This is a genomic window from Gluconacetobacter brunescens (assembly GCF_048695475.1).
GTDB lineage: Bacteria > Pseudomonadota > Alphaproteobacteria > Acetobacterales > Acetobacteraceae > Gluconacetobacter.
The window spans coordinates 1,147,310-1,160,532 of sequence record NZ_JBLHEN010000001.1; the positions used below are offsets into that span (position 1 = coordinate 1,147,310).

The 13,223-nt window shown below is 63.4% G+C and carries 10 protein-coding genes; 7 read left to right on the top strand and 3 right to left on the bottom strand.

The window, feature by feature from the left end:
- On the top strand, positions 1–978 hold the full coding sequence (locus tag ACMAUO_RS05015; RefSeq protein WP_420355870.1) for an aldo/keto reductase: 978 nt from the start codon (positions 1–3) through the stop codon (positions 976–978).
- A gap of 24 nt (positions 979–1,002) precedes the next feature.
- On the opposite strand, the gene ACMAUO_RS05020 is transcribed toward ACMAUO_RS05015, so the two are convergent.
- Positions 1,003–3,420: a TonB-dependent receptor gene (locus tag ACMAUO_RS05020; protein ID WP_420355871.1), complete on the bottom strand. Its 2,418-nt coding sequence runs from the start codon at positions 3,418–3,420 to the stop codon at positions 1,003–1,005.
- A 520-nt stretch (positions 3,421–3,940) separates the two neighbouring features.
- Between ACMAUO_RS05020 and ACMAUO_RS05025 the strand changes: the two genes are divergently transcribed.
- Positions 3,941–4,963, top strand: coding sequence for an L-idonate 5-dehydrogenase (locus tag ACMAUO_RS05025; RefSeq protein WP_420355872.1), 1,023 nt, complete (start codon positions 3,941–3,943; stop codon positions 4,961–4,963).
- Positions 4,964–5,567: 604 nt separating this feature from the next.
- A complete protein-coding gene (locus ACMAUO_RS05030) occupies positions 5,568–7,388 on the top strand; it encodes a cation:proton antiporter domain-containing protein (protein WP_420355873.1) in 1,821 nt (606 codons plus the stop codon).
- A gap of 15 nt (positions 7,389–7,403) precedes the next feature.
- Here ACMAUO_RS05030 and ACMAUO_RS05035 read toward each other — a convergent pair whose 3' ends face one another.
- Positions 7,404–7,700, bottom strand: a complete 297-nt coding sequence (locus ACMAUO_RS05035; protein WP_420355874.1) for a hypothetical protein — start codon at positions 7,698–7,700, stop codon at positions 7,404–7,406.
- Between the two features lie 444 nt (positions 7,701–8,144).
- Here ACMAUO_RS05035 and hpnR point away from each other — a divergent pair, with 444 nt between their 5' ends.
- Together hpnR and ACMAUO_RS05045 are read left to right on the top strand one after the other, a co-directional pair.
- Positions 8,145–9,686 (top strand): hopanoid C-3 methylase HpnR, encoded by a 1,542-nt coding sequence (gene hpnR / locus ACMAUO_RS05040; RefSeq protein WP_420355875.1) that lies wholly within the window; start codon positions 8,145–8,147, stop codon positions 9,684–9,686.
- Positions 9,687–9,866: 180 nt separating this feature from the next.
- The gene (locus ACMAUO_RS05045; protein WP_420355876.1) at positions 9,867–10,076 is read left to right on the top strand and encodes a heavy-metal-associated domain-containing protein; all 210 of its coding nucleotides are present in this window, start codon (positions 9,867–9,869) and stop codon (positions 10,074–10,076) included.
- A 72-nt stretch (positions 10,077–10,148) separates the two neighbouring features.
- Here ACMAUO_RS05045 and ACMAUO_RS05050 read toward each other — a convergent pair whose 3' ends face one another.
- On the bottom strand, positions 10,149–10,502 hold the full coding sequence (locus ACMAUO_RS05050; RefSeq protein ID WP_420355877.1) for an ArsC family reductase: 354 nt from the start codon (positions 10,500–10,502) through the stop codon (positions 10,149–10,151).
- Between the two features lie 124 nt (positions 10,503–10,626).
- Between ACMAUO_RS05050 and ACMAUO_RS05055 the strand changes: the two genes are divergently transcribed.
- A complete protein-coding gene (locus tag ACMAUO_RS05055) occupies positions 10,627–11,292 on the top strand; it encodes a preprotein translocase subunit YajC (RefSeq protein ID WP_420355878.1) in 666 nt (221 codons plus the stop codon).
- A gap of 244 nt (positions 11,293–11,536) precedes the next feature.
- Positions 11,537–13,195 carry a phosphoglucomutase (alpha-D-glucose-1,6-bisphosphate-dependent) gene (gene pgm, locus ACMAUO_RS05060; protein WP_420355879.1) on the top strand — a complete coding sequence of 553 codons (1,659 nt, stop codon included), beginning with the start codon at positions 11,537–11,539 and terminating at the stop codon, positions 13,193–13,195.
- The last annotated feature ends 28 nt before the right edge of the window (positions 13,196–13,223 follow it).

Here is a 13,223-nt window from a genome sequence, read left to right on the forward strand (position 1 = left end):
ATGGACTATATCCGACTGGGCCGCACCGGCCTCCAGGTCTCGCGCCTCTGCCTGGGCTGCATGACCTACGGCCAGCCCGATCGCGGCAACCATTCCTGGACCCTGGACGAGGAGCACAGCCGCCCCCTGATCCGCCAGGCGCTGGAAGCCGGGATCAATTTCCTCGACACCGCCAACATCTATTCCGACGGCTCGTCCGAGGAAATCGTGGGCCGCGCGATCCGCGATTTCTCGCGGCGAGACGATGTGGTGCTGGCCACCAAGGTATTTTTCCGCACCCGTCCGGGGCCGAACGGATCGGGCCTCTCGCGCCGCGCCATCCTGGCCGAGATCGATAACAGCCTGCGCCGCCTGGGCACCGATTACGTCGATCTGTACCAGATCCATCGCTGGGACCCGCACACCCCGATCGAAGAAACGCTGGAAGCGCTGCATGACGTCGTAAAGGCCGGCAAGGCACGCTATATCGGCGCATCGTCGATGTTCGCCTGGCAGTTCGCCAAGGCGATCTACACCGCCCGCCTGCATGGCTGGACCGAATTCGTCAGCATGCAGGACCATCTGAACCTGCTGAACCGCGAGGAAGAGCGCGAGATGCTGCCCTTCTGCCGCGACCAGGGGATCGGCATCCTGCCCTGGAGCCCGCTGGCGCGCGGCCTGCTGGCCCGCGACTGGCGCGAACGCACCATCCGGCAGGAAACCGACAATGTGCTGCATAACCTGTACGACCACACGCAATCCGCCGACCGCGCGGTGATCGATGCGGTCGGTCACATTGCGCAGACGCGCGGCGTGCCCCGGGCGCAGGTGGCCCTGGCATGGCTGCTGCAGAAGCCCGGTGTTACCGCCCCTATCGTCGGAGCCTCGAAACCTGGCCATCTGGACGACGCGCTCGCGGCCCTGGACGTGACGCTGGACCATGCCGAAATCGCGGCGCTGGAGGAACCCTATATCCCGCATCCGATCGCAGGATTCTGAGCCCCGCGCGCGTTCTCTGCTTTCTTAAAAGCCGGTCGTTGCCGTTACCATCATCGCAAACGTGCTGGCGATCAGATAGGCCGGGGCGCCGGAGAAGTCGATCATGTTGCCGCGCACGCCCATGGTCGGGTTGGTGTTGTTCGACAGGCTCTGAATGCCCGAGCGGTAATGCCAGCTTGCCAGATTGTACATGTTGAGCTGGATCTGCGGGTGCTTCAGGTGCCACATGTCCGGCAGGCGATAGCCCAGCGTCATGTCGATCTGGCCATGGGCGGGCAGCGATTCCTGATCCATGAAATCGGAATATTGGCGACCGATCCAGCGATACATGAAATTGCCGAAAAGATGGCTGTCATCGTAGCTCAGGGCGGCGCTGGTCGTCCATTCGGGGGCCATCGGCGCCCGCTTGCCGGCAGAGGGCAGATAATCGAGCGCACCGTTGTCCGCCGTCGCCGGCAGGTTGTTGTCGGTGCGGGCATAGAGATATTCGCCCGATACGTACGGACTGAAATGATGCCACGGGCGCAGGCCGAACTCGATATCCGCCCCCCGCACCGTCTGGCCGCCGGCATTCATCGAGACCCCGCCGAAGGAACTGCCGTTGACGATCGTATTGGTGGTGATGTTGCGATTGGTGAAATTGTAGTTGAACAGATTGATCGTCAGATTGTACAGGCCGAAATGGCGGTAGCCGAGTTCCTCGGAAATCGCGAATTCGGGCTTGACCGATCCGCCGATGCCCATGCTGTTCCCCGGCACGCCCGAGAAATAGGAATTGGTCGTCGGCATGCGGAAGTTCGTGGCGACGTCGAAAAAGACCTGGTTGTGATCGTCGATCCGGTAACTGCCTGAGAGGCGCGGCAGTGGCGTGGCGTAATTCGTGCCAACGGCATAGGGCACGGCATTGTCGTAATTATTGGTGCCTGCACGATTCATCATGACATATTTGAACCCGGCATTCAGCTTCAGCCGGTCGTTCAGCCAGGATGTGGAATCGCTGACATACAATCCGATGGATTGCGTGATCATGTGATAGTTCAGGAACAGGTTATATTCATACCCGTTGGGAAATTTCAGCCCGTAGGAGCCCCATATGTTCGGTGGGTCACCATTCGGTCCCAACTGGCTGATATTGGTGACTTCGGCATCGTCATAATAATCGTAGAACGCCCCGAGGCTGATCGTCTGATGCCGGCCTGCCTTGTAGTCCAGATGGCCGGTGATGCCGGGGTGATATTCCCGCATCAGGTAATATCCGTCACCATGGAAGGATTGCGTGCCAGCATCGTCATAGGCCAGTCCGGGATAGGGCAGGACCAGATTTTCGTTCTGTCCCGTGGAAGGATTGTAGTTGTTGACGGGCATGTCCCACTGCCCCATGCCACTGCCGCCGCTGCCCCAGTACAGATAGGGCGTGATGTGCAGCGACAGGTCGCGCGTCAGCGTGAAATGCATCGGCGCGACGAGGATCAGGCTGCGCCAGGCGCCCAGTTCAGTCGGCCAGTAGCTGCCGGCCTCGTTCGTTTCGAACGGGTTCGCGGTGTAGTTGAAACTGTTGCCTGATTGCCGCCATTGCTGCGCGGTTACAGGGGCATAGGTCGGCTGGTTGTTCTCGTTATAGGCCTCGACGAAAAAAATCGAATTTCCCTGCCCCCATTCCTTTATGAATTTCGCATCGATATGCCGCCGCTGCCCCCGGCCGGGGCCGCGCCAGGTGCCGAAGGTGGCATTGGAATACGAAATATAGCCGCGCACGCCGGTATTGAGGATATCGCCCGTATTCACACGGATGAATCCACGGTTGGTCTTGTGCGATCCGTAGGAATAATCGACCAGCCCGCCGAACGTATGCGATGGATCGACCGTCCTGACATTCATCTGGCCGCCGGTGGCGCTGACCAGCGGCGCGTTGATATCCGACGTTCCCTGCGAGAGCTGCACTTCCTGGTAGTTCTCGGTATCACCCCATTGCGACGTATAGGGGTCGTAGGCCGAGATGTCGGCGATCGGCGCGCCGTCATACAGATAGCCGAGTTCCGACTGGTTCATGCCGCGGACATTGATCGATGTCTGGTCCGACAGGCCGAACGGGTCGGACGAGGCGATATTGGTGCCCGGCGCGAACTGGATCATCTGTGCTGCCGAGGTGATCGGCGCCAGCTTGGCGATGAAGTCGCGGCCGACGGTGGTGATCGCCTTGGCTTCGGTCTGCTCGCTCATCATCCCGCCGCCCGGTGCCCGGCCCGTTACGCCATCGGCGCTTTCCACGGGATTGCTGCCGGTGACGGTAATGCTCTCCGTCTTCGGACGCGAGGCTTCCGTCACCGGGCGCTTCGCCGGCTGGTCCTGCCCGGCGACGGCCTGGGCCCAGGCGCGCGTGGCCTCGCCGGTGGAAAGCGCCGTAGCGGCGATAAACAGAGAGACAACGAACCTCGACGACAATCCTATCCCCTTCCCTGCTTCCCGCAGATTCACACGAACCGCCTGTTTATGACGAAATCAACACCCCGCACGTCACCACGTCGCGACCCGCAGGCGAATCTGCCGTTCTGTGTCCGTCCGGAAACACCCTTTGGATCAGCGCCGCGTGTCTCGTGCAGACATGCAGAGCGTGCTTGGAAAGCCGCTCTCTCAGCGATGATGCCAGCCGGCGACCCAGAGTTCCCGCATCCTGAAATCACCGTCCATCGCCAGCCGATCCGGCGATAAGAGCGTCGCCTCGACGACAGGGCCACTCCTCCCGGCAGGATCGCAGACGCCGCCGCGCCCATCTCCAGACAGGTTTCGATGCCGGGCATCCGGCAACCCGCTCGGGCGTTAGCAACCGGGCAGACCGGCCGCAAGTCATTCGTGCGATACGGCCGGCCTGCCTTGCGCGCCTTCGCCGGCCTTTCTCATGCCCGCGCGAGGACGGAGTTCTCTCCCACAACAGGGTACTGCCTCGATGTCCGACAGTTCATGCATGACTGAAGCACTCGTGATCCACGGCAGGGAGGACCTGCGGCTGGACAGGGTACCCGTCACCGCGCCTGGGACCGGTGAGGTGACGATGCGGGTCGCATGGGGCGGGATCTGCGGCTCCGACATGCATTATCTCCGACATGGTGGCGTGGGCGCGTCCGTCTTGCGCGAGCCCATGATTCTCGGCCACGAAATCTCGGGCTTCGTCGAACGAACCGGGCCCGGCGTCAGCGGGCTGGCGCCGGGCGACCCCGTTGCGATCCATCTGGCCCGCCCCTGTGGAGACTGCCGCGAATGCCGGCTGGGCCTGCGGCATCTATGCAACGATACGCGCTTTCTGGGCAGTGCCGCCATGCTGCCCCACACGGATGGCGGGTTCCGGCGCCTGATGACCGTGGCAGCCAGCCAGATCTACCCGCTGCCGCCGGGCCTGGATGTCCGCGGTGCCTGCCTGGCCGAGCCGCTGTCGGTTGCGCTGCATGCCATTAGCCGCGCGGGAGACGTTCGGGACAGGACCATACTGGTTCAGGGCGCGGGGCCTATCGGCGCCCTGATCGTGGCCGGGCTGAGGATCGCCGGGGCGGGGACGATCATTACCACCGATCTTCAGGATTTTCCGCTGTCGATCGCCCGCCGGATGGGCGCCACATCCGTCATCAACACCGTCTCGGCACCCTATCGGGCGGATCATGACGTCGTGTTCGAAGCCTCCGGGGCCGCCAGTGCGTTGCCGACGGCGATCGCCTGCACCGCAAAGGGCGGCATTCTGGTCCAGGTCGGCATGTTTCCGCCCGGCGATGTCGGCATCCCGCTCGGCCAGATCATCGCGCGGGAACTGGATTATCGCGGCTCGTTCCGCTTCGACACGGAATTCGGCGCGGCGCTCGACCTGCTGGCCGCCAATCCCTGGATCGCGGACGGGCTGGTGACCCATCGGTTCGGGCTGGCGGCGTTCGATCAGGCGTTCGCGACGTCCACCGATCGGCGGCACTCATCAAAAGTACTTTTTGATCTGGCGGGATAAGCCCGAAAACCCTGCGCGTGTTGACATGCTTTGAAATGCTGGATGCCGCGTCATGCACGCCCCTGCGGCCGGCCAAGCCTTCTTCCGCATGGCCCTCATTGTGTAAATGGGGGAGATTCTGAAATGGTTTTCTTGAAGATCCTTATTCTGACCGGGCTTTTCTTCCGTCTGTCCCATTCGTTGCGGTCGGTGTGTCGTATCGCGCGCGGTGCCCTCGTCTTTCTGCCGTTGGCATATCAACCGCGTGCCAATGCACTTTAACACTTTGATATTTTAGGCGACCCGTCCGCCAGGCGCCGTCGGAGCAAGAGACCGCACATCTCGAAAACGTCTAAAAAAATTGAGTGCTCCCGGCGTGGGGACAAGCCATTGTCATGCCTGGAAAGAGGAGTTTCCGGCCATGCCGCATGCCAGCCCCCTGATCGCGATGATGGTCATCGGCCTGATGGTGGCAGAGGCGGCGGACGCCGCCTTCCGGCGCATCAAGACCGTGGCCGCCGACTGATCTGACCGCGGCAATCATCGTCCAAAATAAAGACCCTTCCTTCCCGATCCCCAAGAGGGGGCGGGCCGTTGTTTCGGCAGCCGTCCGGAGAAATCAGCCATGCCGCATGACACCCCCCTGATTTCCACGATCGTGGCGGGGCTCGTTCTTGCATTCATTTTCGGTGCCATCGCCAATCGCCTGCGCATGCCGCCGCTTGTCGGCTATCTCGTCGCTGGGGTTGTGGTGGGGCCGCACACACCCGGTTTCGTAGCCGATCAATCCCTGGCGCCGGAACTGGCGGAACTGGGCGTGATCCTGCTGATGTTCGGTGTCGGCCTGCATTTCTCCATGAGGGAATTGCTGGCGGTGCGTTTTATCGCCATCCCGGGGGCGCTGGCGCAGATCGGTGTTGCCACGGTGCTGGGCTGGGTGCTGGGCATCGCCCTGGGGTGGTCCTCTGGCGGCGGCATCGTCTTCGGCCTGGCCATCTCGGTCGCATCCACCGTCGTACTGCTGAAGGCGCTGCAGGAGCGGCGCCTGATCGACACGGAACGGGGCCAGATTGCCGTCGGCTGGTTGATCGTCGAGGATCTGGTGACGGTCCTGGCCCTGGTGCTGATCCCCGCCCTGGCAAGCACCGCAGGGCATGGCGGCGTCGTCCGTGATCCGCTTGTGCGGCTCATGGAGCATCTTCTGGGCTTCGACCCCGGACTGGGCGGCGTGCTCGCGGTGACAGTGCTGAAACTGGGGGCTTTCGTGGCGGTGATGCTGCTGATCGGCCGCCGGTTTATTCCATGGATGCTGCATCGCATTGCGTATACGGGGTCCCGCGAGCTGTTTCGGCTTGGCGTGCTGGCCATCGCGCTCGGCACGGCCTACGGCGCGGCGAAAGTGTTCGGGGTCTCGCTGGCGCTCGGCGCCTTTTTCGCCGGCACGATCCTGTCGGAAAGCGAACTCAGCCAGCGCGCTGCGGAAGAGAGCCTGCCGCTGCGCGATGCATTCTCGGTCCTGTTCTTCGTATCGGTCGGGATGCTGTTCGACCCAAGGGCGCTGGTCGAAAGCCCGCTACCCCTGCTGGGAACGCTTGCGATCATTCTGGTCGCAAAGTCGATCACCGCGTTTCTGATCGTCATCGCCTTTCGGCGCGGCGTGGTGATCGCGCTCACCATTTCGGCCAGCCTCGCGCAGATCGGGGAGTTTTCCTTTATCCTGACCGATATGGGCGTCACGCTGAAGCTGCTGCCGGAAGAGGGGCGCAGCCTGGTGCTGGCGGGCGCCATCATCTCCATCATCCTGAACCCGCTGATCTTTGCTTTCTGCGAGCGGATCCTCAAACCTGCGTTTGAAGCCCGGGTCATCCGGGCCGCAACCGCCTCCCTTTCGCCCTCATCCGCCCCCCCTGTCGAGACGGCACTCTCCGAACCGGCGAAGAAGGAGGCCTATCGGGAAGGCGATGTCGTGCCGACCACCCTGACAGGTCATGTGGTGGTGGTGGGATACGGGCGGGTGGGCGGGATCGTCGTGGCCGCGCTCCGGGCGTCGCATACGCCCTTCCTGGTCATCGAAGACGCCGACCAGAGCATTGCGCAACTGGAGGCCCTGGGCATCGAGGTCATCGTCGGCAATGCCGCGTCGCCCGATGTGCTCGGCCTTGCGAATCTTCCCAAGGCCCGCAGCATCATCGTCGCCATTCCGGGAGCGTTCGAAGCAGGGCAGGTCGTGGAGCAGGCTCGGGCGCTCAATCCGGCGATCCTGATCGTCGGACGGGCCCACTCCGATGCCGAAGTCGACCATCTTGCGGGGTTGGGTGCCGATACCGTCATCATGGGCGAGCGTGAAATTGCCCGCGGGATGATCGACCGGCTGCGCCACGCCACGCCGGCGATCCTGCCGGCGGATGCCCCCACCCCTCCGGCAGTCTCGTCGCTCGGCAGGTAAAACCCTGCCGGGCCGTCAGCGGGTGTAGCTGTAGCCGTACTGGTCGGCCAGGGTCTGAAGGTCCGGGGCGCCGTGCAGGTTCAGCGGTATCGGCTTGGGATTCTTCGTGCCGATGACGAAATTATGGTCCGTCATGCGCTGGCAGGTATTCGCCGCCAGCGGAAAGCTCAGCTTCAGCTCCGCGCCCATCTGGGCCCGCAGGCAGGAGATGTCGGTATCCGTGGGGCGGCGCCCGATTTCCGACGAGCACCCCGCCAGCAGGATTGCGGCACCGGCAACCCAACCAAGACCCGATCCGTTCTTATGCTTCATTCCGACCGCCGCAGCCCCATACGGAGCCGTCCATAACCATGATTCGTGCCCGACACCGCCTGATTGGACCGCTATCGGGACACCTTGTTTCAAACAAGCTTGCCATGGATCGTTCGCCCGCGATAGGGCGCCGGGCGCATGCCAGAATGGCAGGACTCGTTCACACCGTCATGAATTCGTCGATGATCCTCCGATCATGCACCAATATCCAACCGCATTCCCGCATGAATCCGGCAATAATCAAAGACTGCCCGACTCGGAACAGGGCCTCATCCCTCTCATGCATAGGTGTCATTACCCACAATTCGGGTGACGGCCCCCGATCCATCTGGGAAAAATATTCAGGTCCACGACAAACGATAGCCCCCGCGCGCCGCCATCTCCTTTCGGCATGGCCGCCACTTCATTCCGCCACGCTCCGGTGGCGAAAAACGAGGTGTCAGAATGAGAATACTCGCCGTCCATCCCAGCGCCCTGATGTACACCAAGGTCTTCCTGCGGCTGGAGCCTTTGGGCCTGGAACTGGTCGCGGGTGCGGCCCGACAGGCCGGGCATGAGGTGAAGATCATCGATTTGCAGGTGGAAACCCACCGCGACTACTGGCGCATGATCGAGGATTTCCGCCCCCACGCCGTCTGTTTTTCCGGAAACTACCTGGCCAACGTGCCGGAGATCGTCGATCTGTGCCGCGAGACGCGCGCACGCATGCCCACCGTGTTCCTGTTCGTCGGCGGCCATTCGGTCTCGTTCATCGCCCGCGACATCCTGGAACTGGCCGAGGGGGCGATCGACTGCATCCTGAAGGGCGAAGGCGACGCCACGGTGGGGCGGTTGCTCGACACACGCCAGGAAGGCGGCGACATCACCACCGTGCCCGGCGTGGTGACGTTGACGGGCGAAGGGCCGCCGCCGATCTTCGTCCCGTCGCTGGACACGATCCGCCCGGCGCGCGACCTGCTGCGGCATCGCCGCAAATATTTCATCGGCACGCTCGACCCGGCGGCGTCGATCGAATTCGCGCGCGGCTGCCCGTGGGACTGCACGTTCTGTAGCGCCTGGACCTTCTACGGGCGCTCCTACCGCACCGCCAGCCCGACCCTGATTGCCGACGAACTGGAGGCGATCCGCGAACCGGGCATCTTCATCGTCGACGACGTGGCCTTCGTCCATGCCGAACATGGCATGGCGATCGGCGAGGAGATCAAGCGGCGCGGCATCCGCAAGGAATATTACCTGGAAACCCGCGCCGACGTGCTGCTGCGCAACAAGGAGGTCTTCCGGTTCTGGAAGGAACTGGGGCTGAGCTACATCTTCATCGGCATGGAAGCGGTGGACGAGGAAGGGCTGAGGCATTTCCGCAAGCGGGTATCGCTGGACCGGAATTTCGAAGCCCTGGAATTCGCCCGCTCGCTGGGCCTGATCGTCGCGATCAACATCATCGCCGACCCGTCATGGGACCGGAAGCGGTTCGAGGTCATCCGGCAATGGTGCCTGGAGATTCCGGATATCGTGAACATCTCGGTCACCACGCCTTATCCGGGCACGGAAATCTGGCATCGCGAGGCCCGGCGCCTGACGACGCGGGATTATCGGCTGTTCGATATCCAGCACGCGGTGCTGCCCACCACCCTGCCTCTGGAGGAATTCTACGAGGAGCTGGTCAAGACCCAGCAGGTGCTCAACCAGAAACATCTGGGCTGGAACGCGATCAAGGATACGCTGGGGCTCGCCCTGCGCCTGGCGCTGCGCGGGCAAACCAACTTCCTGACGATGATCTGGAAGTTCAATTCGGTCTTCAACCCCAAGCTGCAACTGGCCGATCACCGCCGCAAGCCGCGCTACGAAATGCCCATGCAACCCGAAGTCGCGGACAAGATCGACCGCAAGGCGCTGTATGTCCATAACCCCGCCGGACGGCGCAGCCGCGCCATCGACGATGCGACCGAGACCTTCGTGGACGAGTCCCGCACGGCCCCAGCCGAGTGAGGGGAACAACGGCCGGGCGATGGACGACCTGTCCGGTACGTTCTGTTTTCGAGTCGCGTCCGGTTCGGCCTCGGTCGTCTTGAACGCCGGGCTCAATCGCGGGAAGCCGTCCTTGCGCCAGGCCGAGTCAGCGCATAGCTGAGAGACGTGGCGACCCCGCCCCTTCAAGGAGACAGAACGATGGAAACGCTCTCGCTGAACGTCACGGGCATGACCTGCAATGGCTGCGTTAACTCGGTCAAGAAGGCGCTGGAGCAGACTGACGGCGTTTCCGCCGCCGAGGTTACGCTGGAACCCGGCCGGGCCACGGTCAGCTACGACCCCGCCTTCACCTCACCCGCCGCCCTGCGCATGGCCGTCGAGGATGCCGGGTTCGAAATCGCTGCCTGACGATCGCGCGACACTTTCCTGCCGAGTCTGACTGGAATGGCGCGTCGGATCGTCTCCGGCGCGCCGTGGCCGTCAGGCGAATATGGCAGCGTAGGTTTCGGGCATGAACCCAACGGTCAATGCACCGTCTACATCCAGCACCGGGCGCTTGATCATCGATGGCTGGGCCAGCATCAGGTTGACGGCCCGCGCCTCGGTCAGGTCGGCCTTGTCGGAATCGGGCAGCTTGCGGAACGTGGTGCCGGAACGGTTCAGCAGGATTTCCCATCCGACCTGCCGAACCCAGCCTTCCAGCACCGGGCGCGCAATGCCGCCGGTCTTGTAGTCGTGGAACGTGCAGGCCACGCCGTGCGCGTCCAGCCACGCCCGCGCCTTCTTCATCGTATCGCAGGCCTTGATGCCGTAAATCGTGACCGAGCGCGCCATGTCGCCTCCCTCTCCATCCCGCTGCAACCGAGCCGGGCTTCTGCCCGGCATCGACACTTTGAAAACAGTCTCTTAATATCAGTTTCAAAGCCGCGCCAAATCGGATGAGAGAGCAGGAACAGACATGATGGCACCCGCAAACACACGTCACCTCCTCAACCGCCTGTCGCGGTCCGCACGGCTGCTGCCCGTCGCCGCCCTGGTACTGGCCATGCCGCTGCGCGCCCACGCCCAGGCTTCGGTCATCACCGGAAACCAGGTGACCCAGGCGACGGTGGAGACGATCGATCCCGCTTCGGGCGAAGTGCTGCTGCGCGGCGGCGATGGTGGCCTGATCACGGTCGATATTCCCCGCACCGTCCATAACCTGCCCCATATCCAGCCGGGCGACCGGATCAATATCCGCTTTTTCCAGACCATCGGCGCCGATGTCGTGCCCGCTGACAGCCCGCAGCCGGAATCGACCGTGAATTCGGCACATGGCGTAACCAACCGCCATCCCCACGGCACGATGGTCTCCTTCCGTCGCAAGCGGGTACGCATCGCAGCGGTCGATGCGGCGCATAACGTCGTCACCACCATCGACCCGGCCAACGCCACCCAGACGATCACAGTCCACACCAAGGCGATGCAGGCCCTGCTGCCGACCCTGAAGGTCGGCGATACCGTCGATGTGACGACGATGGATGCCGTGTCGTTCGAAGTTCTGAACCGCGTGATCACGCCGTCGACCACCGTGCATGAAGGCACGGGCACCTCCAACGCATCTGGCACCGCCGCCGGCCACTGAGCGCGCTTTTTTCCAGCGCCTGCCGTAGCGCACCGCATCCCGATGCCCCGGCAGGCGTTTCGATCGCGCTTCATAATGATGCCACGCCAGCATGCGACGGAGGCACGACACTTAGAGACGGTTTCAGAAACAGCGATTCGGGCATGTCTGGCGCGGAATTATGCCGAGCGGAGTTCCTTCGGGTAAGCCTTGCCCGGAATCGGTGTGTTCGGAACAGTCTCGTATACAGGAAGGACACACAGGAATGGTGACGATCAGCCCACTGGCCGGCAAACCGGTTCCGCCCTCGCGCCTGATCGATGTCGCGAAACTGACTGCGGCCTATTACGATCTGAAGCCCGACCCGGCCATCCCCGCCCAGCGGGTCGCGTTCGGCACGTCCGGGCATCGTGGCTCGCCATTCCATACCAGTTTCAACGAAGCCCATATCCTCGCCGTCAGCCAGGCCGTGTGCGACTATCGCGCCTCCGCCGGGATCAATGGGCCGCTTTTCATCGGTATCGACACCCATGCGGTCTCGAAGCCGGCGCTGGAATCGGCGCTAGAGGTCTTTGCCGCCAACGGGGTGGAAACCTTCATAGACGCCCAGGGCGGCTATACCCCGACACCGGTGATCTCCCATGCCATCCTGACCTACAACCGGGGGCGTACCAGCGGCCTGGCCGATGGCGTTGTCGTAACGCCGTCGCACAACCCGCCGGAAGATGGCGGCTATAAATACAACCCGCCCCATGGCGGCCCGGCCGATACCGATATCACCAAGATCGTCGAACGCGCGGCCAACGATTACCTCGCGGCCGGACTTGCAGGCGTGCGCCGCGTTTCATACGAACAGGCATTGCGGGCCGCCTGCGTGCATCGGCACGACTATATGACCCCCTATATCGACGACTTGGGCGCGGTGCTGGACATGGAGGCCATCCGTGCCGCCGATGTCGCGATCGGGATCGACCCGCTGGGCGGGGCTGCCGTGGCCTACTGGCAGCCGGTCATCGAACGCTATCGCCTCAACGCCACGGTGGTGAGCACCGTGGTCGATCCCACCTTCTCATTCATGACGGCCGACTGGGACGGGCAGATCCGCATGGATTGCTCATCGCCCTATGCCATGGCGCGCCTGATCGAACTGGGTAGCCGCTTCGACGTGGCCTTCGCCAACGATACCGATGCCGACCGGCACGGCATCGTCGCCGGCACCGACGGGCTGATGAACCCGAACCATTACCTGGCCACCGCCATCGACTATCTGTTCGCCAACCGGCCTGGCTGGAGCGCCCAGGCGGCAGTGGGCAAGACGGTGGTCAGCAGCAGCATGATCGATCGCGTCACCGCCCGGCTGGGCCGCCGGCTGGTCGAAGTTCCCGTGGGCTTCAAATGGTTCGTCGAGGGGCTGATCGACGGCGGATTCGGCTTCGCGGGCGAGGAAAGCGCCGGCGCGTCGTTCCTGCGCAAGGACGGCACCGCCTGGACCACCGACAAGGACGGCATCATCCTCGGCCTGCTCGCCGCCGAGATCACCGCCCGGACCGGGCACCATCCCGGCGTCGCCTATCGCAAGCTGACCGCCGAACTCGGTACCCCTTATTACGCGCGGATCGACGCCCCGGCCACGGCGCCGCAGAAGGCGCTGCTGAAATCGCTGACGCCCGAGCAGGTCGGGCTGCATGAACTGGGTGGCGAGCCGATCCGCGCGACCCTGACCCGCGCGCCCGGCAACAATGCCGAAATCGGCGGGTTGAAGGTGGTGGCGGAGAATGGCTGGTTCGCCGCCCGCCCCTCCGGCACCGAGGAGGTCTACAAGATCTACGCGGAGAGCTTCGTCAGCGAAGACCATCTGCACCGCATTCAGGACGAGGCGACGACCGCCATATCCGCCCTGTTCGCGGCCAACGCAGCACCTTAGGAAGCGACCCGTGCGGAGAACGCCGGTC

What these genes read in the sequence shown, in the direction of transcription:
- ACMAUO_RS05050 (WP_420355877.1), bottom strand. Translation starts at nt 10,502, where the DNA reads ATGGCGCGCTCGGTCACGATTTACGGCATCAAGGCCTGCGATACGATG.
- ACMAUO_RS05030 (WP_420355873.1), top strand. Translation starts at nt 5,568, where the DNA reads ATGCCGCATGACACCCCCCTGATTTCCACGATCGTGGCGGGGCTCGTT.
- ACMAUO_RS05025 (WP_420355872.1), top strand. Translation starts at nt 3,941, where the DNA reads ATGACTGAAGCACTCGTGATCCACGGCAGGGAGGACCTGCGGCTGGAC.
- ACMAUO_RS05035 (WP_420355874.1), bottom strand. Translation starts at nt 7,700, where the DNA reads ATGAAGCATAAGAACGGATCGGGTCTTGGTTGGGTTGCCGGTGCCGCA.
- pgm (WP_420355879.1), top strand. Translation starts at nt 11,537, where the DNA reads ATGGTGACGATCAGCCCACTGGCCGGCAAACCGGTTCCGCCCTCGCGC.
- ACMAUO_RS05055 (WP_420355878.1), top strand. Translation starts at nt 10,627, where the DNA reads ATGATGGCACCCGCAAACACACGTCACCTCCTCAACCGCCTGTCGCGG.
- ACMAUO_RS05045 (WP_420355876.1), top strand. Translation starts at nt 9,867, where the DNA reads ATGGAAACGCTCTCGCTGAACGTCACGGGCATGACCTGCAATGGCTGC.
- hpnR (WP_420355875.1), top strand. Translation starts at nt 8,145, where the DNA reads ATGAGAATACTCGCCGTCCATCCCAGCGCCCTGATGTACACCAAGGTC.
- ACMAUO_RS05015 (WP_420355870.1), top strand. Translation starts at nt 1, where the DNA reads ATGGACTATATCCGACTGGGCCGCACCGGCCTCCAGGTCTCGCGCCTC.